At 57.9% G+C, this 22,232-nt stretch carries 19 protein-coding genes; 14 read left to right on the forward strand and 5 right to left on the reverse strand.

The features are described from left to right. Nucleotides 1-43 precede the first annotated feature (43 nt). Entirely contained in the window at nt 44-910 is an 867-nt protein-coding gene (locus EGH23_RS17840) for a cytochrome c oxidase subunit 3 (RefSeq protein ID WP_220581333.1), read from the reverse strand. 860 nt (nt 911-1,770) lie between these two features. On the opposite strand from EGH23_RS17840, the gene EGH23_RS17845 reads away from it, so the two are divergent. Both EGH23_RS17845 and EGH23_RS17850 read left to right on the forward strand, forming a co-directional pair. Continuing rightward, entirely contained in the window at nt 1,771-2,289 is a 519-nt protein-coding gene (locus EGH23_RS17845) for a hypothetical protein (protein ID WP_220581334.1), read from the forward strand. 10 nt (nt 2,290-2,299) lie between these two features. Beyond that, nucleotides 2,300-2,638 carry a hypothetical protein gene (locus tag EGH23_RS17850; protein WP_220581335.1) on the forward strand — a complete coding sequence of 113 codons (339 nt, stop codon included), beginning with the start codon at nt 2,300-2,302 and terminating at the stop codon, nt 2,636-2,638. Nucleotides 2,639-3,031: 393 nt separating this feature from the next. Here EGH23_RS17850 and EGH23_RS17855 read toward each other — a convergent pair whose 3' ends face one another. Then, nucleotides 3,032-3,457: a hypothetical protein gene (locus EGH23_RS17855; protein WP_220581336.1), complete on the reverse strand. Its 426-nt coding sequence runs from the start codon at nt 3,455-3,457 to the stop codon at nt 3,032-3,034. 150 nt (nt 3,458-3,607) lie between these two features. Here EGH23_RS17855 and EGH23_RS17860 point away from each other — a divergent pair, with 150 nt between their 5' ends. The 7 genes from EGH23_RS17860 to EGH23_RS17890 all read left to right on the forward strand — a co-directional run bounded on the left by EGH23_RS17860 (nt 3,608) and on the right by EGH23_RS17890 (nt 9,424). After that, a complete protein-coding gene (locus EGH23_RS17860) occupies nt 3,608-4,066 on the forward strand; it encodes a DUF6789 family protein (protein ID WP_220581337.1) in 459 nt (152 codons plus the stop codon). A 109-nt stretch (nt 4,067-4,175) separates the two neighbouring features. Continuing rightward, nucleotides 4,176-5,915 (forward strand): cbb3-type cytochrome c oxidase subunit I, encoded by a 1,740-nt coding sequence (locus tag EGH23_RS17865; RefSeq protein ID WP_220581338.1) that lies wholly within the window; start codon nt 4,176-4,178, stop codon nt 5,913-5,915. After that, on the forward strand, nt 5,912-6,661 hold the full coding sequence (gene coxB / locus EGH23_RS17870) for a cytochrome c oxidase subunit II (RefSeq protein WP_220581339.1): 750 nt from the start codon (nt 5,912-5,914) through the stop codon (nt 6,659-6,661). Before EGH23_RS17865 ends, coxB begins: the two co-directional genes overlap by 4 nt. Before the next feature lie 239 nt (nt 6,662-6,900). Beyond that, entirely contained in the window at nt 6,901-7,260 is a 360-nt protein-coding gene (locus tag EGH23_RS17875) for a DUF5789 family protein (protein WP_220581340.1), read from the forward strand. A 574-nt stretch (nt 7,261-7,834) separates the two neighbouring features. Beyond that, nucleotides 7,835-8,095 carry a hypothetical protein gene (locus EGH23_RS17880; protein WP_220581341.1) on the forward strand — a complete coding sequence of 87 codons (261 nt, stop codon included), beginning with the start codon at nt 7,835-7,837 and terminating at the stop codon, nt 8,093-8,095. Nucleotides 8,096-8,192: 97 nt separating this feature from the next. Beyond that, nucleotides 8,193-8,777, forward strand: coding sequence for a hypothetical protein (locus EGH23_RS17885; RefSeq protein ID WP_220581342.1), 585 nt, complete (start codon nt 8,193-8,195; stop codon nt 8,775-8,777). Then, entirely contained in the window at nt 8,774-9,424 is a 651-nt protein-coding gene (locus EGH23_RS17890; protein ID WP_220581343.1) for a DUF2238 domain-containing protein, read from the forward strand. The genes EGH23_RS17885 and EGH23_RS17890 overlap by 4 nt, the downstream gene beginning before the upstream one ends. Before the next feature lie 3 nt (nt 9,425-9,427). On the opposite strand, the gene EGH23_RS17895 is transcribed toward EGH23_RS17890, so the two are convergent. Further along, complete coding sequence (locus tag EGH23_RS17895) at nt 9,428-9,649, reverse strand: hypothetical protein (protein WP_220581344.1); 222 nt, start codon at nt 9,647-9,649, stop codon at nt 9,428-9,430. A gap of 286 nt (nt 9,650-9,935) precedes the next feature. Between EGH23_RS17895 and EGH23_RS17900 the strand changes: the two genes are divergently transcribed. After that, nucleotides 9,936-11,897 carry an archaea-specific SMC-related protein gene (locus EGH23_RS17900; protein ID WP_220581345.1) on the forward strand — a complete coding sequence of 654 codons (1,962 nt, stop codon included), beginning with the start codon at nt 9,936-9,938 and terminating at the stop codon, nt 11,895-11,897. A gap of 828 nt (nt 11,898-12,725) precedes the next feature. On the opposite strand, the gene EGH23_RS17905 is transcribed toward EGH23_RS17900, so the two are convergent. Together EGH23_RS17905 and EGH23_RS17910 are read right to left on the reverse strand one after the other, a co-directional pair. After that, nucleotides 12,726-12,917 (reverse strand): hypothetical protein, encoded by a 192-nt coding sequence (locus EGH23_RS17905; RefSeq protein ID WP_220581346.1) that lies wholly within the window; start codon nt 12,915-12,917, stop codon nt 12,726-12,728. Next, entirely contained in the window at nt 12,918-13,157 is a 240-nt protein-coding gene (locus EGH23_RS17910) for a hypothetical protein (protein WP_220581347.1), read from the reverse strand. A gap of 150 nt (nt 13,158-13,307) precedes the next feature. Between EGH23_RS17910 and EGH23_RS17915 the strand changes: the two genes are divergently transcribed. The 4 genes from EGH23_RS17915 to EGH23_RS17930 all read left to right on the forward strand — a co-directional run bounded on the left by EGH23_RS17915 (nt 13,308) and on the right by EGH23_RS17930 (nt 22,071). Then, nucleotides 13,308-13,802 (forward strand): hypothetical protein, encoded by a 495-nt coding sequence (locus tag EGH23_RS17915; protein WP_220581348.1) that lies wholly within the window; start codon nt 13,308-13,310, stop codon nt 13,800-13,802. 135 nt (nt 13,803-13,937) lie between these two features. Continuing rightward, nucleotides 13,938-15,062, forward strand: coding sequence for a TrbL/VirB6 family protein (locus EGH23_RS17920; RefSeq protein WP_220581349.1), 1,125 nt, complete (start codon nt 13,938-13,940; stop codon nt 15,060-15,062). Between the two features lie 20 nt (nt 15,063-15,082). Beyond that, a complete protein-coding gene (locus tag EGH23_RS17925; protein WP_220581350.1) occupies nt 15,083-18,127 on the forward strand; it encodes a VirB4 family type IV secretion system protein in 3,045 nt (1,014 codons plus the stop codon). Further along, a complete protein-coding gene (locus EGH23_RS17930; protein ID WP_220581351.1) occupies nt 18,127-22,071 on the forward strand; it encodes a DUF8128 domain-containing protein in 3,945 nt (1,314 codons plus the stop codon). The genes EGH23_RS17925 and EGH23_RS17930 overlap by 1 nt, the downstream gene beginning before the upstream one ends. The last annotated feature ends 161 nt before the right edge of the window (nt 22,072-22,232 follow it).

Genomic DNA, 22,232 nt, shown 5'->3' on the forward strand with positions numbered 1-22,232 from the left:
GGCGTCAGCGGGAATAATGTACCGGCCAAGAGACGCATGACCGCTACGGGACGGCGATCGAACCGACGACGTACAGAGACACCACTAGGAAGAGCCAAATGGCGTCAACGAAGTGCCAGTACATCGATGCGGTACTGACTGATGTCATTCGCTCCGCGGAATACTGGTCCAGCCACCGTGCTCGGACGAAGACGATAGCTAAGACGACGACTCCCAAAGACACGTGCAGACCGTGCAACCCCGTTAGGCCGAAAAAGGCGCTTGCGAACAACCCGCTTGACACGGTGAACCCTTCTACGACAACGAACTCGTAGTACTCGTAGACCTGCCCGCCGAGAAAGAGGATGCCCAGGAAGACAGTCGCTCCAGTCAGGTATTCGAATCGTTGGTGGTCTCCCTCCCGGAGCGCGTGGTGGGCGAAGTGTATCGTCACACTGCTCGCGACGAGCAAAAGCGTGTTGACGAGGACCAGTGAACTGAGCAAGTGGGGGAGCGACTCGGGTGGCCACGGACGGACTCGCACGTAGAAGTAGTAGGCGAACCCGGCCCCGAACGTGGCGATTTCCGTCCCGAGAAACAGAAGCATTGCGACCCGAAGGGTCATGCTCTCGTGGCGGTCAGTACCCCGCTGCCAGTAGTGATAGATAAACCCGTGGTACAGCCAGCCGAACACCCCGAAGGCGAAGAGCGCGACGCCACCAAGAAACACGACTGCGCCGGGCCACGACGGAATAATGGCGTCAGAACCGTGACTAATCGCGAGGAGCATCGCTCCGAGATATAGGGTCGCGACGCCCGCCCCGGTGAGTAACGGCCACACGCTCGTCTCGCCAATGCCAGCAGGCCAGTCTTGGGTCGCGGGTTCATGGTGCTCCTTGCTCTGTTCCGTAGCAGTCGATCCCTTAGCCATACTTGTTGTATCGTCCGCATGGGGTAAAATAGCTCTGTCCAAGAGCTCGGAGTCGTTGCGACCCCGAATTCACCTCGTGTAAGAACGTTCCTCCTCTGCAAGTACGTCTCTGAGCCCGTCTCGGCAGGGTCACGAGAGAGGGTGCATGGCGGTTCTGCAATTTCTTTGTTCGCTTCCGATATCGTAAGCCGGATAGCTTAGGAATATATGCCCACATTCTTTCATATGACTAACGCTCTGAGATGGGGCGGCTCTTAACTACCCCCCTTGCAAATGCTTCGCTGTTCTATCCGATTGATAAACCGATAGTGCGTTTGAAACACATTCTATCGCGGCTGTATATTTAATTTAACAACCCTCTAGTAATAAGAGTACATATGTTATTTAATAGGCGAGCGAGACATTCACGACACCAGTAGATAAAGCAGGCCCGCTCCCGGCTCTTTGATCGCTGACCGAGATGGCCACCGATACTCTTTGACGAATTGACTAGCAGAGAACATCAAAATACATATTCTTCAACAGTGTGAGCTGATCAAGTTCGCGAGCGTCAAGCAGCTACCGGTAGTCAACCACACGCATGCCATGGCAAGCAGCTAGTCGAGTCGGTCTGCGGTAGAGAGTAGATCCCTCAAACGCGCGGGCCGGGTTAGGTTGCCGAGAGCCAGATCCGCAAAGTCAGTCCTCGGCTTCATCTGATTGATGGGTTCACTTATCGCTTCCACCGATCGGAGACCCCTATTCCCATACATTGATTACACTCGCACGATATATTCCAAGCTGTGACGGGACAGCGAATTATCGAGGTGAATCCAGCCTTGCGTGTTTCGGTCGGGAGCGAGAATCATTCGCAAGGTCGAGTGGTACTCGAGACGGTGCGCGATACCGGCACGTCGGTCGCGACAGAGGTCGTCGGACCGACCGGTCATGTGGGATTAGAACCGCTCGTCGCAACAACACTGAACGGCGAAACAGCAGTCCATCCGGGCTGTCCGCTGAAGCGGGCTCGGAGTATCGCCGAATCTTTCGATGACAGCACGATCCCGACCGAGGGCGCGATGGAAGTCGTAGACCACGAACCAGGGACGTTTACGCTCCCGATACCAGAAGAAGGTCCGCTCGCCATCGGTGAACAGCAAGCACTCGGCACGTGTGGCTGGGCGATCCCGGGAAGTATCGAGGACTACCGCGCGGGAGCGGGCTCGCTCCCGGCAGACCTCAAACTCGCAGACGTGCTGTCGCGGCTCCGCGAAACCGGCCTTCGCGGCCGCGGCGACGCGAGCGCCGACGCCGACGCGGACGGCTCCGTCGTTCGCGTCTCGAACCCCGACACCACGGACGAGACCGACACGGACGCACCCCGGACGACTGATCAGTGAGGACTCCACGATGACAGACCCAACGGAAGACGACATCGGCAAACCCATACTCACCGCCGAGGGGAATCGAATCGGCACGCTTCGGGAGATAGATTATCCCACGATATACATCGAGATCGACGACGAGATTGACGAGGAACTCCGCAGCGACATCAAGGTCTCCGAGACGACGGCCCGACGAGCAAACGGCAAGGTGCTCGCCGGCGCGCCCATCGGCGCGATAGAGGGTGTCACCGACGAGAAGATCCACTTTTGGCCGTCCTACGCCGCGGAAGCACGGCACGAGGCGGTCTCCTACAAGGAGATTCCTGAAGAGGGCGGCCACGAGGAACCCGAGGAGCGGCAGTAGTCGAAGGAGAACCGAACGCGCCAGCAACAAGCGGGCGGTGCAGCGCTAGCGTTACACGACAACCATACGGACGGTACGGTAACAGCGAGCACACTACCCGTGATACTGACTATACTCGATACGCTGTTCGGATGAGACGATAACACAGGCATCGGCCGCGGCGAGCGGACCGACCGCGAGTGCAGCGTTTGCGGGACGACGTTCGACACCGTCTAGACCACCTGCCCGGCGTGTGACAGCCAGATATATCGCACCAAGACCAGAACGCCGAATGCACGGCTCAACTTGTTGTTCGTGATGGCGCTCGCCGGCCCCGAAGCGACCTACAACGTCGTGACCGGGAAGTATCCAAAAGAGGGTCCCGGAGCGTGAGTTCAGAAGCGCATATGTGCGCTATCCCGATGTGACGAGCAGCTCACCGCGCATCGTCACCGGGTTGAGTGGATCGAGATATGTCGTCATCTCCTGTGCCGACTCGAAGGTTACCGTTCGCGTTGCCCCTCGTTCGGAACTCTCCTCGGATTCGACGAGCGTCTCGCCAATGCTGTTCTCGATAGCGAAGCGATGGGGACTCCCGTCAAGGTTCTTCCACGTGAGGCGGATGGACTGCTCGGGAGCCGTTCGGAGTATCGGGTTACGTTTGCCTTCAATTTGCTTGGGCGCGAGCCCTTCCCAGCCGCCCGAGTGCGCACCGAGTTTAAACTCGGTGTTTGCGTGTTCTCCGGATGGTTGGACCGGTGTGATTCGGAGGTTCGTACACCCGGAAAGAATGGAGAGCGACGCGCCAGTCGTGAGCGTCAGAACAGTGCGCCGGTCCATCGAGGACAGTCGGGCCATTAACCGAGATATTCGAACCGAAGGTGGAAAAAACAACCGGCGTGGTGGCTTCGGTTACGATGACGGAGCGAGTCACGTCAATGGCCCCGGCAGTAAACACATCTTTAGGTGAAGGGGGGTATTAGCTTACCTATGCGGAAACTCTGGCGTACCCTCGTTAGCGGCGTCGTGAGTACGGTCATCATGATGTTCCTCCTACTCCTAATAGACATTCAAACCCGGGCGAGGCTGTTGCTGTTCGAGACGCTCGCTCGCCTCTTCGGTCTGCCCGGCCGAGTGGGATTAGGATTTCTCGTCGCCGTGTTCTTTGGCGTGGTCGTCTGGCCCGCGCTGTTTGTCGCGGCTGAACCATATCTCCCGCCGGAAGGAGACGAGGCCGTCTCCGGAATGCTGTTCGCGACTGCGTTATGGGTTGGGTTTCTCCTCATCGGTACGGCCGAAATTCCCTTGTTTCTCTTTCCCTTCTACGCAGCCGTGACGCTCATTACACACCTCGTCTACGGGTTCGTTTTGGGACTAGTGTATGGATGGGAGCCGCTGGCGGCGAACCGCAGTTCCATGGGGCAGAGAATGAACGGGGGAGAGGGATGAGAAATACCAGCCGGTGTAACCGACGTCGGACTGATACCGAATCTGGACTCCGACTCAGACGGGTCACTCGATCGGCATGCATGCCGCCTCGCGGTTCGGGGGCAGTGTAATGGTCGGATTCGAGGTTTCCGCTGTTGCCATCCTCGTCGCCGTCGTTGTCTGCGGTCTCCTGTACTGGCAGGCCGGCCTGTGGCCCACCAAACGGTTCCGAGCAGATGGTGGGACCGTCGGCGAGACCAGAGCGGAGTTTCCCGACCCAACGGAACTGCTTCAGTGGCTCGTTACCGTCGATCATCGTCGTATCGGAATTCTCTACCTTGCGTTTGGGACCGTTGCCGGCCTCTGGGGAGCCACGGATGCAATGATGATCCGAACTGAACTGTTGACACCGGAGTCGACTGTCTGGACGGCCAACACGTATAATGCTTTGTTCACGACGCATGGCCTTACGATGTTGCTGCTGTTCGTTACACCGATTTTCACGGGTATCGGGAACTACTTTGTGCCGTTGCTCATCGGTGCTGACGACATGGCGTTTCCACGGTTGAACGCCATCGCATTCTGGCTGCTCCCGCCATCTCTCGTCTTCGTTCGCATCGGTCTCATCACTGAAACTGTCGGCCGACTCCTCGAAGCGGTCGGCCTCCGGGTCGCGTTCCTCTTCGCGCTCGAACCACCGAAACTTGGATGGACACTTTACCCGCCACTCTCGGCGCAAACGGTGAACCCGGAAACGGATGTTCTCTTGCTCGGCTTGCATCTCTCTGGAATCGCGACCACCGTCGCCGCTATCAACTTTATCGTCACGATACTCCTAGAACGCGGCGAGGACGTCTCTATAGCTGACATCGACATCTTCTCCTGGGGCATCCTCACAATGAGCGGTCTCATCCTGTTTGCATTTCCCGTCCTCGGGAGCGCGCTCATCATGCTGTTGCTTGACCGTAACCTCGGGACCACCTTCTTCGTTGTTGACGGCGGCGGACCGATCCTCTGGCAACACCTCTTCTGGTTCTTTGGCCATCCGGAGGTGTACATTATCGTATTGCCAGGCCTGACACTTGTGAGCCTCATCCTCCCGAAGTTCGCCGGCCGAAAGGTATTCGGCTTCCGGTATATGGTATACACGACCCTCGCGATCGGCGTCCTCTCCTTTGGTGTCTGGGCGCATCACATGTTCGCCACCGGTATTGACCCGCGTCTCCGGATGTCGTTTATGATCGTGTCTGTGGCTATCGCAGTGCCGAGCGCTATTAAGACATTTAGTTGGATCGCAACACTGTGGAACGGGCGGATCCGATTCACCGCACCGATGCTGTTCTGTATTGGCGGCGTCAGCACGTTTATCATCGGCGGCATCACCGGTGTCTTCCTTGCGTCTATTCCCGTAGACCTCTTGATGCACGACACATGGTACGTCGTCGGTCACTTTCACTTCATCATCATGGGGCTCATCATCTTCGCGATGTTCGCCGGGAGTTACTACTGGTTCCCGATATTCACCGGGAAGATGTACGACCGACGGCTTGCTTTGATACATATCGGATTGACATTCATTGGCGTCTGGCTCGCCTTCACTGCGATGCTCCTACTCGGGTACGCTGGTCTTCCTCGACGGTACGCGACGTACCCGCCGAAGTTCATCCTCCTCCAGCAGATTGCGACTGTCGGTGCGTACATGATCAGCGCTGGCACGTTCGTATGGCTCTGGAATTTGATGCAGTCTTACCGGAAAGGACAGCGGATCACGGACGCCGACGTGTGGAATCTGAAAGAGACAGGCCAGTTCACCCGCGAATGGCAGTGGTTCGAGAACCGCCTCGAAGAGAAGCGGGGGGACGACCGATGAACCGGAAGCGACTCGCGCTCATGACTGTAGTAGCGCTAGGCACGACCGCCGCGGCAATACTCTTGGTGACGAAGGACGTCAGTCAGTACGACTCGACGACTGAAGGACTGCTCAGGAACCTCCACCGAACGCTGTTAGTTGTCGCCGTTGCCCTCGGGGTTGCCGTCGAAGCGGCGCTGTTCTACACGGCGATTCGCTTCCACGGCAACAACGACCCGAAACCGACCGAAGAGAACCAGCGGCTGGAGGTGACGTGGACAGTTGCCGTGGCCCTTGTCCTCCTGTTCGTCGGGAGCGCGTCGTACGTCGTGCTCGCCGACCCGATGGTGTCGACGCCACCCGATGCCACACCTGACGCGAACGACGTGCAGGTCCGAATCACGGGCCAGAACTGGTTCTGGTCGACCACCTATCCCGAACAGAACGTGGCGGTGAAAAACGAACTAGTCTTGCCCGTAAATCGAACCATCTTCTTCGAGGTTACATCGAAAGATGTGATTCACTCCGTGCATATCCCTGGACTCGGTATCAAACAGGACGCAATTCCCGGACGCGTGAACACGTACAGGACGCGACTGACCGGTACTGGGACCTACCGACTGTACTGTGCGGAGTACTGCGGGACCGGTCACTCGAAGATGATGGCAACGGTGAGAGTCGTGCCTCAAGATGAATACCAAGCATGGCTTCAGCAGCGGCGACAAGAGCCGAAAGCAAAGAACGCGTCGGCGCTATCGTCTCGTTAATTCCACCACGAATCCACCGTTTCGCTGCAAAGGCAGCCGGCTTATCATCCCTGATGCGGTCCTAGAACCGGCGAGCAGTCAGCAAGTATAGCCGTCCGGGTAGTAAACGGCTCCTTCTATACAAGCGTACAAGACCTATATTTCGACAACAGCTACGCGATAGGCGGTATCGATACGAGCATATTCTGCATTATCTATTTTCCACAATATCCTTGATGCTGGCATGCGTATCACCAGCCATGGTACCTAGCGAGAAGCCTGAAACCGAGACACGGGAACAAGGTGTTGAGTTCGGCGAGCTGGAAGCTAAGCTCCGGTCACACGAGTATCCGACCACCCAGAAAGAGCTACTACAGGAGTACGGCGACTACGAACTCGAACTGAGCGATGGATCAAAAACTCTCCAAGAGATTCTCGAAGGAGGAGAAAATACCAACGATGACGTGGGAGATAAACAGTACGACTCGCTTGAGGAAGTTCACCAATCGGTTCTCAATATGGTTGGGGACGAAGCTGTTGGTCGGCGAAACTATAGCGATCGCGGCGGGTCGTTGGAAGGACAAGGAATAGACAGAGAGAAAGGCGACGAAACGTTGTGAACAACTGTCTCAGTACCGCTCGGAGAGATTCATTCCACGATGATGAGATAATATTAGTGTGTTGAGCTGTCCGACTACGAGTTAATTCACTGCGAGCGCGGTTCTTCGTCACCAACTTCTCGGTTCGATTGACTAGTTCGAATAGCTTCCCAATCCTCACTGGAGAGAATTTGGCTATAGAGTGCCTCTATCGTATCGGCAGTAACCGTATCTTCTTGCTTTCTCTGAGAGCAAATGTCCCTCGGGGCCGGGCGAGGCATTTCGTCCTCCAGAGCAGGACACTGAACTTGGATAGCGATTACACCGCCTCCAACCATGCGTCGTCAGAAGAGAGTCCTGAGTTCAAGTCTACGACTTCAGTCTTGGTCGATGACCTGGTGTGGATAGCAGGATGCCTGCTCCGAGGGCCGTAATCAGGTGGAGGCGACAAATGATACAATATCGCCTCCGAGAGGAAGGAGTTAGGCTACTGGTCGAAAAATGGGTATACCAATGTGGGTAGCCACCCGCTCCTAGACCTGAACCTGACAATGCTGGCAGTCACTTTAAGACTGTTACGGAAAAACATCCAATTATGGTTTCGCCCAATACGGTTGAGACCGAGGACGAGTACATTCATGTGCAGTTCCGTGACCCGGATCAGTTCGACGAAATCCGGACACCCGACTGGGCAGAGAATCCGGCTCACTCTGTCTCTGAAGGTAGCGAGGTCCGAATGGGCAGGGAAGAGGAGAACGATGATTGGGAGGTCGAGTCGGTGCTCCTGAAAAAGAGCGTCGGCGAGGAGAAGGCAGAGGAAAAGGCCAAACAGATCGTCGATAAGATCGAGTCTTGAACCACCTCATCTTTACCGATGACTGCACAGCAGTTCGACTCTCCCGAGAGTTAACTACGACGACCATCGGTTTTTCTGCTGACGAATACTAGAAATTATGCCCGCTGCGGGGACTCTCATCCACGACGAGGTGACGAACGCGGTCATCGGGTGGGCGCTGATTAGCGTTGTGACGATTGCTGCCATCTCGACTGCTATCAGCGGGGACTATCTTCGGACTACGTTCACAGTACTCATTGCCGCCGTAGCTGCACTCCCAGCACTCGTCCGGGCTAACCACGAAGTGATGGTACCGTGGCCGTTACTGGCCCTCACGACGGGGGCCGTCGTCACCCTTTCCTTCGGTGGACGACCGGACATCGGCACGCCTGTGGCTGTCGCGGGGTTGGCGCTGATTGGTGTTGCCGAACTCGGCGCGTTCACGACAGTCGAGATGAGTTACCGGTTTGCGGTCGGGTTTGCCACGCTCACGACGCTGGCTCTTCAAGGTGTCTGGATCGTCGCGCAGTTCTATGCCGATCGGTGGCTCGAGACCGAGTATCTTACAACGCAGGTAGAACTCCAGATAGACATCGTCATCGTCACAGTCATCGCTGTCGTTGTCGGGCTCCTGTTCCAGTGGTACGTCACCCGGTTTGAACCACCGGGATCACGAGCGTATCACGGAGGGCCTACAGAATGACGCTGACCGGCGTGCTGGATTTGTCTACTTGTAGAGAACAGGTCCTGACCCGGGGGCTCCAAGTTGCCCTCCTAGTACTGGCAGCGGGTGGCGTGGCGACAGGCCGATTGGGGGTCGCTGCGAACGCGGCACCGGCCTTGGGGGTGACGCTCCTCCCGGCCGCGCTACGCCGGGAGTACGGCTACGTTATGGACGCCCGACTCGCCCTTTGGATCACTGTCGCCGTCTGTCTCCACTCGCTGGGTGCCCTTGGGCCCTATCGCTGGTATCCCTGGTACGACGAGATCACGCACACTGTCTCGGGCGCCCTCGTTGCCGGGATTGGATACGCGACGCTCCGTGCGTTCGAAGAACACTCCCCCGAAGTCACCGTCCCTGATTCCTTCAGAGGATTCTTCGTGGTGATCTTCGTTCTGGCATTCGGCGTCATCTGGGAAGTCTTTGAATTCACCGCGGTCGTTCTGGCGCAGGCTCTTGGGACGGATGCACCGGTCACGGTCTTCGGTATTAACGATATCGTCACCGATATGGTAGCCAATATGACTGGCGGTATCCTCATCGCACTGTGGGGAACGCGCTACTTTCAGGGTCTGGCAGGCTTCTTCAGAACCCGGCTGGATGCGTCCCGTGACCGAGATCCTCGGTAATGATCATCTGTCCTTTTCGGGATTCTCGATAGCGTTCGAAGAGAACACTGTCGATACCTTGGTATAGCGTTCGGGATCAACAGGCAACCAGCACATAGTTCCGCCGTCTTTGTCTACACCTGCCTTGACGCATCCAGAGGATTCGTCGCTGTCGGTCACGAACACAGTGGCGGAAGCGTCACCTGTTCTCCTTAAACCGCTCTTCAAGGACCATACCGAGATCATCTGGACTTCATGTGTATAATCTGGTCTTGAAAGTTTCCGCGATAGTCACGCCGCGGTCGGCGTCACTGATTTGAAGCCAGACGGCGGGATATGTGCTTCTCTCAGTCCAGTTGTAGATGTTTCAGAACCGCAGCTTAGCCATTCAGTCATGAGTCCATCATCGATCATCCCCATCTCTCCGCAGTAGTCACAGCGGTAACAGTGCGGAAGCCACCCCTTTAGGGGTGGGTAACTGACAAGGCTACGTGATTGGGGGTTTTAATAGTTGGAGCCTCTTCTTCGAAACATGAGTACGCCTGAGACCGTAGCTGAAACGGCAGAATTTTCGGCAGAAAATATCGGTGGTATCGATAGTACTCAGGTCTCGATTCCATCTGGTGTGACCGTTCTGACCGGCAAGAATGCGACCAATCGGACGTCGTTCCTCCAATCGATTATGGCGGCGATGGGGAGTAATCAAGCGACGCTCAAAGGCGACGCCGAGGAAGGGCGTGTTCAAATGAACCTCCAGGGAGAGACTTACGAACGGACACTCACCCGAGTTGGTGATTCAGTCACGTTCGATGGCGAAGGCTACCTTGACGATCCCGAAGTCGCCAATCTCTTCGCGTTCCTGCTGGAAACCAACGAAGCACGCCAATCTGTCGCTCGTGGTGATGACCTTCGCGAAATTATCATGCGCCCCGTCGATATCGACGATATTAAAAGTAGAATTCGCGAATTAGAGGAGAAAAAGGATGAAATAAATAATGAACTAGCCACCATCGAAGATAGAAAAACGGACATTCCTAAACTCGAACAACGACGAAATCAGATACAAGAACAGATTCAGGATAAAGAAGATAAACTTGCGGAAAAAGAAACAGAAATAGATGAAAGCAATCAAGATATCGAATCGAGTCGGCAGGAACAGAAAGAGCTAGAAGACAAACTCGACGAACTCCGCTCGACGCGCTCAAACCTCGAATCGACGCGCCGCCAAATCGAAACGCAAAACGAGAGTATATCCTCGCTCAAGCAAGAGCGGAGCGATCTCGAAGACGAACTCGAGGGCCTGCCCGAAACGCCGATGGGTGATCACCAGCATCTCGAAACCGAGATCGAACAGCTTCGAGAGCAGCGCCAAACGCTGAACTCCCAAATATCAGACCTTCAGAGCCTTATCCAGTACAACGAAGGACGATTAGAAGATGAAGACTACGAGGTCCTCGAAACGCTCGATAGGGCTAACCAATCCGAACCGGACGGTTCGCCGACCGAGGCACTCCTTGCTGATGGCGATGACTCGGTTACCTGTTGGACCTGTGGCTCGACGGTCGAGCGTGAGCAAATCGAGGACACTGTCGAACGTCTTCAGGAACGCCGGCAAGATTTGGTACAGGAACTGAACGGCGTCAAATCCGAACTTGAAGACCTCAAATCGACCCAGCGCGAGGCCAAACAGCAGCAAAACGAGCGTGAGCAAATCGAGCGCAAGCTTGCGGACATTGAAGATGAACTAGAGAGCCGCGACACACAGCTCGACTCGCTCAAATCCCAGCGTGAGGAGCTGACCGACGACGTCGAAACGCTTGAAGCCGACGTTGATGACCTCGAGTCCGATGATTTCGAAGAGGTACTCTCGCTCCATAAGGAAGCTAACCAGCTAGAGTTCGAGATCGATAGTCTCGAGTCTGATTTGGAGGAGGTCACCAAAGAAATCGATGAGATCGAGGATATGCTCGATCATGCGGACGACCTCCGAGCAGAACGCGACGAGTTACTCGAGCAACTGACTGACGAACGGACGAAGATCGACCAAATTGAAGCCGACGCTGTCGATGAATTCAACGAGCACATGGACGCGATGCTCGAGATTCTGGACTACGAGAATCTTGACCGCATCTGGATCGAGCGTGTCGAACAGACCGTGCGTGAGGGCCGACAGAAAGTTGACAAGACCGCGTTCGACCTCCACATTGTTCGGACCACAGAGAATGGGGCAGCCTATGAGGATACAGTCGAGCACCTAAGTGAGAGCGAACGCGAGGTCACTGGGCTGATCTTCGCACTAGCAGGATATCTCGTGCACGATTTACATCAGACAGTGCCGTTTATGCTAGTGGATTCACTGGAAGCCATTGACTCGGACAGGATCGCCCAGCTCGTCGAATACTTCGAAGACTATGCAGAGTATCTTGTGGTCGCCTTGCTCCCGGAAGACGCGCAAGCACTTGATGACGATGTAAATCGAGTTACTGCTATCTGAGCGACAGCACGAAATTATTCTTGTTATCTAATCATTCTTATTCATCGTGCTAGAGTGGCTTTTGATGGACTCTTCTTCATGAGTCAAACTAGCTGTATCCGAAGCTCCAAATGATAATATTCATAGTAAATTCGCTTCTTCGGATGTATATTCTTCTGAAATCGCAAGGCTACGAGCGTCTGACTCATATTTTAATAGGAGATATTTGTCATGACTTGCGGGAAAACGCAAGACTGCAGCCGGATGAGTCAAAAACAATGTGGCTCTTTATCTTGCCCACAGATTTGGTGCGGTAATCAAGATAGTAGTCGAACAAACATATCGAGATTGAGAGGGTTTCGCTGAGGGTTTCGCTAGGCGATCCATCCCCTGCCATCGATCTGTATCTCTGTGGCTATTCGACCTCTCACAAATCATAGATAAAGTCACCACACGCCGATATACGTAATCTGAGCGTATCTAGCTAGATGGACTGCGTCCACTCGCGTCAACGCTACGAGCCACCCTTGCCTCGGCTGGCTATACCGTATCGTTCACCGGAAACCCGGTGTCTCTCGGCTATCTGTCTGCCCCACGCCTCAAGCATAAATATCGATCCGTTGCCGAGCAATCTAATTGACGTTGAGAGTGACCAACTGCTAACGGCAGGCAGTATGTCGATTTCACCTCGGGTCGTGTCTACCCACTGTACACGACGTCATCGCTGAGAGGGAAAGGTGCGCCCCGCGCTAGAACACGGGGCGTAGTGGTCTGCGCCCCCTCTCTCGTAAGTAGGCGACGCGGACCATCGCTAGGTGAGATGGCATACGTGAAAAGCGCACGGGTCGCTTAGTCAAGGCCAACGAGACGGCGACCAATCCATCGAGCGACGTATATCGCCATTAGCAGGCCAGCGGCCTGGCTGACTGGTGATTCAAACGCCAAGAGCGGGATAGAAATTGCGACGAGGGCAACAACCACATAGACCAGAAATCCAACGGCCCTTCGGGCCGCGAGTTCAACGATGTCCACGGCGGACATTCAACCTTTACCTCCATTCTCTTGCTCGTCGAGGAGATTGTCGAACACGACTGTGAGCTTATCATCGTTTGGATGAGGCTTGCATCCGGTATTGCCATCGAGGGCGACGAGGAGGCGAGCGGCCAGGTCGTATGCCTCGTAGACTTCGAGCTCTCGTCGACCAGCGACGTCCTTGATTGCTCCATGCAGCGCGTAGTCGATGTAGTAGTGTGGTCGTATGCCGTCGTATCTCGCTGTCATTGATTAGATACTATTCAATTTGAACGCTCATAATAGTTTGGACTAACTAGATAGTTTTTGGACCAAACTTTTATTGCTAGTGAGTGTGTTGTCTAGACTAGGCGTAAGAGGTGCTAGAACACTGATGACGTACGCCCCCTCTCTCGTCCCATGTTCGAGCTATCGCTCCCCGGCAATCTCGGGGACACGGCAGCGCAGTTCGTCGACCGTCTTGACACGGTCGAACGAAGCATTCTCGATCAGCTGTCCGTCCAGCAGGTGCGTTCGGTCGCGATTCTGCTGGGCACAGCTTCAACGACATCAGGCGTGGCGGCCGCACAGAGCGTGAGTGAAGTCGGGAGCGCGATGTGTGGCTCCGGTGTCGGGCAACTCGTCGGGTTCGGATTCATTGCCGGGTCGCTGTACTTCGTGTTAAAGGGTGTCGCGAAGGCCATGACCGCGATGGACAAGATGGGCTCGACGAAACAACAGTCGGCCCGTGAGGGCAAGGAGGCGATGGCCGGCTCAGCGAAGACGTTCTCGGCGGCGTTCATTCCGGCTGTCGCAGCCGGGGTGTTCGAGGTGCTGGACATCTCGACGGTCTCCTGTATGTCACCAAGTCAGTGGAGCGTCCTCATGACCGGCGTCACTGCGCTCCCGTTCTAACAGAGCCCGCCCGTGCCCGACACTTCTTCTGTACCGACGCCAGCAGAGACGCCGCCACCGTCGCCGTCGAACGCAACGAATGGGACGGCCGGAGACGCCGGTGGCGAATTGTTTCCGTCACCGATAGCGGCGGCGGTGAAGTCGCTCGTCAAGTGGGCGGTTGACTCGGTCGTCGGCGGCGTGACGACTCTTCTAGAGACGTTCAACGGGTTCGTCTTCGGCATCCGCCTTCCGGGGCGTGCTGGTGAGGTCGCATCATGGGGCCCACCGGAGGCTGGCCTCTGGTCGGGCGCGTGGGCGCTGTACTGGACACTCGTCCCGTTGGCCCTCGCACTCCTCGTCTTTCAGGCCATGCGCGTCCAGGGCACCCTCTCGGGACGAGAAACGAAAGCGAAACTCGGCGAGATTGGGAAATGTGGTGTCCTCATCCTTGCAGGCTGGCCGGTCGCAATCGGCGGCCTGCACCTCGCCGACTCTATCGCGATGGCGCTGGCCCCGAACGCTTCAGCACTACTGTCGACGCCCGGAAATATTGGCAAGCTTGGGCTCGGCATCCTCGTCGGCGCAGGGCTGTTGCTGACTCAAGCTACTCTCGTCGCGACGGCGATTGTCGTCGTATTCGTCGAGCATGTTGTGCTCATCGCGGCCGTCGCCGGCTGGCCGATCTGGTGGGCGCTCCGACCGTCGGACTCTGGGTTTGCGAACGCCGCGTCGGGTATCGGTATCTCGATGTACGTCGGCGTCGCCGGCGCGAAGGTCGTGCAAGCCTGTATCGCCTTCTTCGTCTTTCATAGCGAGTGGTCGCTGGCCGGCGGTGTCGGTGACGCCGTGCTTTCGCTGCTAGGGTCGGCGGTCGGCCTCGGTGTGGCCTTTGTCGGCGTTCCAGTCGTCATCGGCCGCAACTTCGTGCCCGAAGTGATGACCGTCCTCGGGACACCGGGCGTGAAAGTCGCCGAATCCTCAGCTTCGGTTACGAGAGACCGGGCTGGTGGCGCGGCGGGGACAGCCAGTAACTACGCCTCGTCAGCCCGGTCCCGAGCGGCGACAGCTGCTCCGTCATCGGTTCCATCGCCGACATGGTCGAGAGGCAGTGACGGGGCCAGCGCTGCTCGGTCGGTTCCCGACGACTACACGCCTTCACCGGAACCTGGGGCGCGACAGGCGTCTTCACTGTCGTCGCCTGACAGCGAGGCCTCGTCGAATAGCACTCCGAACACAAGCAGGAAGCGACGTATCGAAGCCCTCAATGGACGATACTAATCCTCTACTTACAGAAATCCATGAGTAACAACTCTCAGACGACGGAACAGACACGCAAAGACCCCGGTCAGTTAGTCCCGCCGCGAGTGGACACTGACCCAGAACTACTCGGCGGCTACACGTGGAGCGATATGAAGGCCTACAGTCCAGCTGTGGCCTCACTCGCCGGGAGTGGCGTTGGAATGGCGACGTCGTCGCCAACGCTCACTATCGGCGGTCTCGCTGGAGGCCTTGGATTAGGCCTAACTGGGACCTACCTCCGAGTCTCTGACCGGGCCTATACGTCACCACGTGGCCGCGTTTCGGCATGGTCGTCACATCTCCGGCGGCAGTACCTCGACAGTCCCGATGACGTGCTTGCCGACGTAACGGGCGTATCTGGTGTCACCGAGCGCGGTTTCCTCAAAATGGACGACGGCCGATTCGTCGTGCCGGTTCCGATCGAACCGCGGAACACAGCGATGCTCGATGCCGACCAGCGGCACAGGCTTGCGGCATCACTGTCGTCAGCGATCGATGAACAGCTGACCGACATGCCGTTTCGATTCTACTCGACGACGCGAGAGGTTGATGTCGATGACGTTGCCGAGCGCTACGAACAACGTGCCCTCAATCCAGAGACCAATGAGCTACAACAGTCGGTGCTGCTTGACGTCGCCGACTGGCTGACCGAGGCCGACGCACCGAATTGGGAGGCCCGCGACTGGCGGCATTACGTTGTCGTCGAGGCCGATGCGAGCGCAGTGATGAGCGCCGATGAGCCGTCGTTCATCGATATGCTGAACCCACTGGCTGATGCCGACGCAGTCTCCGACAGTGCAATTGAGGCGACGCTGGCCGACCGCGTTGAGACTGTCCGGGCCGCTATCGGGAGTGTCACGGGCTTAGACACGCGTAACCCGACATCCCACGAGTCACTGACCGTAGCGCGCGAGTACTGGGGGCGCGATGACGAGCTTCCTAATGAACTCGTTGGGGACCTCCTTACCGACGGTCAGGACGGCGAGCACAGCGGGGACCTCACCGATCGTCTCGCCCGAGTAGTTGAACCCGAGACGTGGGATCCTCGAAACGGGTGGGTGCAGGTCGGCGACCAGTACGCAACGGCACTGTGGCTGGCCGAATATCCCACGGAGACAGCGAGTCTCTGGCTCAAGGACCTCTGCACGCTTCGGGGTGTCGACGTTGATGTGACGGTCAACGCTGAGCCTGTCCCCCTCGACAACGGCGTCCATGAGGCAGGGGCGAAGGCCGCCGATATCGGCTCCGAGGGAGAGGAGCGCGCCGAAGAACGGGACATCACGGCGATGGATACGGAGACAGCAGGACAAGCGACCCGCAAGCTGCGCGAACTGTTCCGCCAGACGCCCTCCCAACCGTGGCGGCTCTCGACGTATGTCGTGGTCCGGGCCGATGACCGAGATGCACTTGACGCGGCGACCGAGGAACTGGCAACGTTCGACAATGTCGAGGGAGCAAAGCGGCGAGCTCTGCAGACCGCCCGCGAAACGGTACGCGATACGCTGACTGGCGCACCGGCGAACACGACACCCGTCGCTCCCGGTGCTGCCCAAGAGTGTGCTTTCCGTGCGGCCTCACCGTTGACGGGCAATCGGTGGGACGCCGAGACGCCAGCAGAGAAAGACCGGCTCGTCCCTGGCGCTGTCATCGGGTCGATGTTCCCCTTCGCCGCTCTCGACCAGCGCGAAGCGACGGGTATGGATTGGGGGCGCAACGAGGAGAACGGGTCGCATCTCCGGCTCTCACCGTTTGAGCGCGGCGGCGGGCCGCACATGCTGACGATTGGACAGACCCGGTCGGGCAAAACCTACTCAGCGTCGAAGGCAGCGCTCCGGTGGTATCTCGAACGCGAGGATCGAACGCTCATCGTGTGTGATACCCAACGCGGCTTCGACGGGCTAACGCAACTCTGTGACGGCGAGCATATCGTCGTCGACGGGAATCAGTCAGTCAACCCGCTCCGTATCGAACCCTCGCCTGATCACCGTGCTGAGGGTGCCGACGAGTTCCGTATGACCGTTGAGGAAACGGTCGGCTTTCTGGTTGGGTTGCTTCGAGCCGATGATGTCGCCGACGCCGGGGAGTACGCGCCACTGCTAGCCCAGGCGGCCGAACGAACACTCACAAATGCGGGCATCGAACCAGGCCAGCCCGAGACATTTGATGCCGGGAACCCGAATCTCGCGGATCTCCTCGAGACGCTGACAGATATGACCTCGAACCCTGAGGAGTACACGATGGCCGATGGTGAGGGTCATGAGGGTGAGACGCATCTCGAACAGGTCGGCGAACTCCTGACGAAACTTCGGTCGTTCCAGGAGGGTGGGAAGTACGCGAGTCTGCTCGGAGCTGATGAACTGGGACTCCTAGACGACGACGTGGACATGGCGTACCTCGACTTGCACGCTGTCGGCGGCAGTAATGACGCCGAGAAATCGGCGAATCTCCAGTTGATGCTCTCGCAAGTACGGGAGAAAATCAAGCAAACCGATGGCGAGGTCGTCTGTATGTTCGACGAGGCCCATGTGCTTCTCGATGCCGACCGAACGGCTGATTGGTTGCAGAAGGCTGCTCGGGAGTTCGCTCGGTATGACGCCTCACTATGGTTCCTCAGCCAGTCGCCGAAGGACTTCGTCTCAGGGGAGAGTGAGACCGACGCTCGGGACACGATTCGGGCGCAGTGTTCGACGGTGCACTTCTTCCGGACGCCACGAGTTGACGAAGATGTCCTCGCTCAGTTCGGGCTCAACAGCGCCCAGCGGGAGTTCGTGCAGGATATAGCCGTTCGTGGGAAAGAGGGCCGGGGGTACTCTGAATGCCTTATCGATGCTGAGGATATCGAGGGCTGGATCCCATGCTACGTCGAGGCGACGCCGCTGGAAGATCGAGTGCTGACCTACTCTCGCAGAGACTCGGGCGGCCACGGCACGGCAAGAGAGGACTTTGTCGAACACATGGCCGAAGGAACTGCTATTCCCTCGAACGGTGAGAGTGACGACTCACAGCCTGCTGAGGCGGCCGGTGAAAACGGGGGGCGAGAGTAATGGGACTTTTCGACCGCTTCGCTTCGACGACTGACACGGAGACATCGGGCTACGAAACTACGCAGGTTGACGCTGACCTCGCCGAGGCGTTGACTTCGCCCGGTGAGCGCGACGCGATCTCGGTACGACCACATACGGATAACGGCGGGATTGAAGCGATGGACAGCGTTCTGGAGTCGCTGCACTCTGTCGAAACATCGTCGGGGCTTCTCCGTGGTAGCGACGAGAATATCAGCCCTGCCCACTCGTTCGAAGTGCGATACACCCGGCCTAACGACGGCGGCGACCGGGTACTGTCGCTTCGTTACGTTGCTGGCGACGATCGCACAGATGGCCCGCTCGAACGACAGCTGACCTCGCAGTATCCAGATTCACAGCTCTCGCGAACTTCCTCTGAGTTACTCTCCGGGAGTGGCGTCGAAGGCCGACACATCGCCGGGGCGCGATTACAGCTCCGGCGCTATACACTGTACCCGATCAAGAACGTGGACCTCCCTGGGTTCACCACCGACCCGATGGGGAGTATCCTTGAAGAAATGGTCGGTCAGCAGGCCGAGGATGCGACCGATGCCGACGTCGTCGTCCAAATCCAGTTCAAGCCCGCCCAGCGAGATTGGACCGACGGTATCGAGAATGGCCACGGCGTCCTCGACGATAGTGACGAGCGAGTCCGGGGCGATCCGAGTATCAAGTCGCTGGCGATGAACCTCCGGGAACCGACGTTCGAGAAACAGTGGCGGGTGTTCACTCGGGAGACCATCGAGTATCCGCCCTCGAAGGTCGAAAAACAGGTGGCAAAGCTTCTGGAAGAACAGCAAGGTGAGAAAGGCTGGCGGCTATGCCTTCGCGTGTTCGCCATCTCTGACGATCCCGACGTTGCAATCTCTCGGGCTAGCAGCACTGCCGGGATGTTCCGGAACTTCTACGAGAACAACGCCGAGCAAACGTTCGTCCCTGATCCACTCGACGGCCGCGAACTGCGCAACGTCGTCGAGAAAGCGGCTGAACGAGAGTGGGCCGACCAGGGTATCGTCAAGGCTCAACGCGAGGTGTCGGGACTGCTGAACGTTCCCGAGGCAGACCACGTTGCCACGAACAAGATGCGTTGGTCGATGTCCCGGCCGGGCGAGGGGATTCCGCCGGGAACGCCGCGTTTCGACTTTCAAGCTCATGATGTCGCCGGGGCTGACGATGACGTCCAGCAGGTCGCGATGCTCGACGAATCGTCAGTGGGCAACCCCTACTGGTACGGGTTCGGGAGTCGGCACGGCGTTGAAGCTGGTGTGACGCCCGAAACTCTCGAAACACACCAGTTCGTCGGCGGCGGAACAGGGAAAGGCAAGACAACGTGGTTGGTCAACTTCGCTAGCCAGGTCATGCAGCGGGGGCATGGCGCGCTGATTTTCGACCCGAAGGGGAAAGATGCTGACGAGTTCGTCCGTGAGTGGCCCGATGACCGCGACCGCGAGGATTTCGTTTTTGTCGATCTCACTGACGAGTTCGATAAGCAGGTACGATTCAACTTCTTGGAAGTGCCCAGTGACGCCGACCCCGACAGTCGACAGTTCGCCTCGACTGTCGAAGCGCTGTGTGATGATCTCGCGAGTATGGTCGCACTCGCTGGTGGGCAAGACAACTACTGGGGTGCTCGGATGGACCGCGTCGTGCGGACGTTCATCCGTGGGATGGCGAAATCGGGGAAGACGTGTACGCTGTTGGACCTCGCGGCGCTCTGCACCGCCGAGGAAAACCGCGAGCGATTCACCGAATGGATGGATCGGGAACGGCTCCAGTTTATCAAGCGGACAGCAGAACGGATCGAGGGGTTCGACGACGCCGATCTCGAACCATTGGCTGGCCGGCTTGACCAGTGGATTCAGAACGACGCGATTCGGGACCTGATCGCGGCGAGAGAGTCGACAGTCAGTATTCGTGACGTCGTGCGTGAGGGAAAGGTCGTCGTCGTGCGAAACGCGCCGTCGTCAGGAGAGACAGAGAAGCGACTATTCGCGACGGCGCTTATCCGACGGGCGTGGGTTGCAGTTCGGGAGAACACCGACGCACCGCCGTTCTACGTGATTTGTGACGAGTTCGACAGTATCGTCTCGGAACGGACTGATATTGCGAGTATTCTCTCAGAAGCGCGAGCCTTCGAATTCTGTCTCACCCTCTCGTGTCAGAACCCCTCGAATCAACTCCCCGAACGGGTGCAGAAGGCCATCGAGAATCAGTGCGAGACGTTCATCTCGTTCAATCCCGGCGGGCGCGACGACGCACGTCTCATCGCCGGCCAGCACTCTCGAGACGTCGAGCAAGCGGATCTGACGAATCTCTCGAAATATCGGTTCTACATGCGGACCCACGACGCCGATGACGAATTGACCCATTCGTACAAGGTTGATGCTTTCCCGCCAGTTGGCGACGTTCGGGAACGAGTATCCGGCGAAGCTGGGCTATCCGATGATAAGCTGACGCAGCTGAAACGCGAGAGCGTCGAGCAGTACGGTGAGGAAGCCGAGTCGCCCGCCCAGCAGCGGCAGGCGAGTCACTTCTACGGCGAGGGTAGCGATGTCGAAACCGACGATGGCGACATCCGTCGCGACGACCAGGCCGCTGAGCGGGCTGTGCTGAAAGCCGTGTTCGACGAGAGCATCCATGCCGACGACCTCGAGACTGGTGGGTTCGTCCCGAAGGGCGACGCCGAGGCCCGGATTCGTGATTATCTCGACGCCGGGGGTGACGGTATCGCCGACGTGTGGGACATTGTTGAACGAGTCCCCGAGGATCTTCTCGATCGGAATCATCGCGATGGCGAAACTCACCTTCGTACTACTGACCGCGGTCAGAGCGAGGTGTTCGCTAGCGGCGACGACGAGAATGCTGGCGGCTTGGAGCATCGGCAGTTACTTCGAGACAGCTACGTTCCGCTGACCCGCCTCGGCCTCTGCGTCGACATCGTGCAGCAGGATGGTAACGGCGGCCTCCCAGATGCCCGTGCTACTCCTGAACCGATGCGAGACGTCGACGTGGAGGCGTTATCTCTGGCTGAGACGCGTGTTGTGGCCGAGAACTTCGCCGAGGACTACCCGACACTCGACCGGCTCACAGGCGGCGAGACAGTTAGCGTTGAGGCTGAGTGCGAGACAAGTACCAAGCCGGGCCAGACGATTAGGAACCTCGCACAGGCCGTCGATCGTGACGAGCGATGTCTATTCGTCGCGCGGCCTGACGCCGCCCAGCGTGTCAAGGGGGCACTCTCGGACCCGCCGCTGCTAGCCGGCGGCGACTCCGAGGGTGACCGCCGGTTCTACAATCGACGCGATCTCCGTATCGATGGTGACCGTATGCTCCGGCCAGCAGACGCACACAACAGTGTGTGGCGGTTCGACGCCGACCGAGAGGTGTACATCCTCTCGGACAGCGAGGGCCGCGAGCTGGCGACGTTCGACGATAGTGATGCTATCTACGAAGACGTCGAAGCGTATCCCGAGACCGAGGGCGACCTTGACGACCCCGAGGCATGGCGGCCAGTCAAGCAGCCTGTGATTCCCGAGCGACTATTCAACGACGAGACGGTCGACTGCAACGACTGGAACCTCGTCGTGCTCGATCCCGACGAGCTGGCAACCGACCTCGCATTCCGAGCAGACGGCGAATTGACGCCACTCCGTAGAGACCAGGAGACAGCTATCGAGGGCGACCACCCTAACCCCGAGGACCTCGACGTCTCCGAGGGGGCTCGCGCGCTGTACGACTGTCTCCTCACCTACGGCGAGGCTGTCACTGTCTCCGAAGCCGTCGATCTGGCGGCTGCCGACGGCCGGGATTGTCTTGCCGTCTCCCGGCGAACTATCTCGAAGCGCATCGACGAACTGACTGATGTCGGTGCGCTCGTTGAAGGCGACTATCGCCAAGACGCCGGGACCGAGTATCAGGTCGCTTAGGGATAGTCAGCGGCCTTGGTCTGGTTCGTTCGTCCTGAGGTTTGACCCGGATTGGCCCCGGTTCGAAGCGGCCTTCGAAGCGGGGGCCAACGCCCTTCTCAAAATCCCGCTTCGAAGCCGCTTCGAAACCCGCTTCGAAGTACCCCGAAGTCGTGCCGTCC

It is taken from the genome of Haloarcula nitratireducens (assembly GCF_019599505.1).

Coding starts and splice junctions, on each gene's coding strand:
- EGH23_RS17840 (WP_220581333.1), bottom strand. CDS start 910: ATGGCTAAGGGATCGACTGCTACGGAACAGAGCAAGGAGCACCATGAA.
- EGH23_RS17850 (WP_220581335.1), top strand. CDS start 2,300: ATGACAGACCCAACGGAAGACGACATCGGCAAACCCATACTCACCGCC.
- EGH23_RS17855 (WP_220581336.1), bottom strand. CDS start 3,457: ATGGACCGGCGCACTGTTCTGACGCTCACGACTGGCGCGTCGCTCTCC.
- EGH23_RS17860 (WP_220581337.1), top strand. CDS start 3,608: ATGCGGAAACTCTGGCGTACCCTCGTTAGCGGCGTCGTGAGTACGGTC.
- EGH23_RS17865 (WP_220581338.1), top strand. CDS start 4,176: ATGGTCGGATTCGAGGTTTCCGCTGTTGCCATCCTCGTCGCCGTCGTT.
- coxB (WP_220581339.1), top strand. CDS start 5,912: ATGAACCGGAAGCGACTCGCGCTCATGACTGTAGTAGCGCTAGGCACG.
- EGH23_RS17875 (WP_220581340.1), top strand. CDS start 6,901: ATGGTACCTAGCGAGAAGCCTGAAACCGAGACACGGGAACAAGGTGTT.
- EGH23_RS17880 (WP_220581341.1), top strand. CDS start 7,835: ATGGTTTCGCCCAATACGGTTGAGACCGAGGACGAGTACATTCATGTG.
- EGH23_RS17885 (WP_220581342.1), top strand. CDS start 8,193: ATGCCCGCTGCGGGGACTCTCATCCACGACGAGGTGACGAACGCGGTC.
- EGH23_RS17890 (WP_220581343.1), top strand. CDS start 8,774: ATGACGCTGACCGGCGTGCTGGATTTGTCTACTTGTAGAGAACAGGTC.
- EGH23_RS17895 (WP_220581344.1), bottom strand. CDS start 9,649: ATGATCTCGGTATGGTCCTTGAAGAGCGGTTTAAGGAGAACAGGTGAC.
- EGH23_RS17900 (WP_220581345.1), top strand. CDS start 9,936: ATGAGTACGCCTGAGACCGTAGCTGAAACGGCAGAATTTTCGGCAGAA.
- EGH23_RS17905 (WP_220581346.1), bottom strand. CDS start 12,917: ATGTCCGCCGTGGACATCGTTGAACTCGCGGCCCGAAGGGCCGTTGGA.
- EGH23_RS17910 (WP_220581347.1), bottom strand. CDS start 13,157: ATGACAGCGAGATACGACGGCATACGACCACACTACTACATCGACTAC.
- EGH23_RS17915 (WP_220581348.1), top strand. CDS start 13,308: ATGTTCGAGCTATCGCTCCCCGGCAATCTCGGGGACACGGCAGCGCAG.
- EGH23_RS17925 (WP_220581350.1), top strand. CDS start 15,083: ATGAGTAACAACTCTCAGACGACGGAACAGACACGCAAAGACCCCGGT.
- EGH23_RS17930 (WP_220581351.1), top strand. CDS start 18,127: ATGGGACTTTTCGACCGCTTCGCTTCGACGACTGACACGGAGACATCG.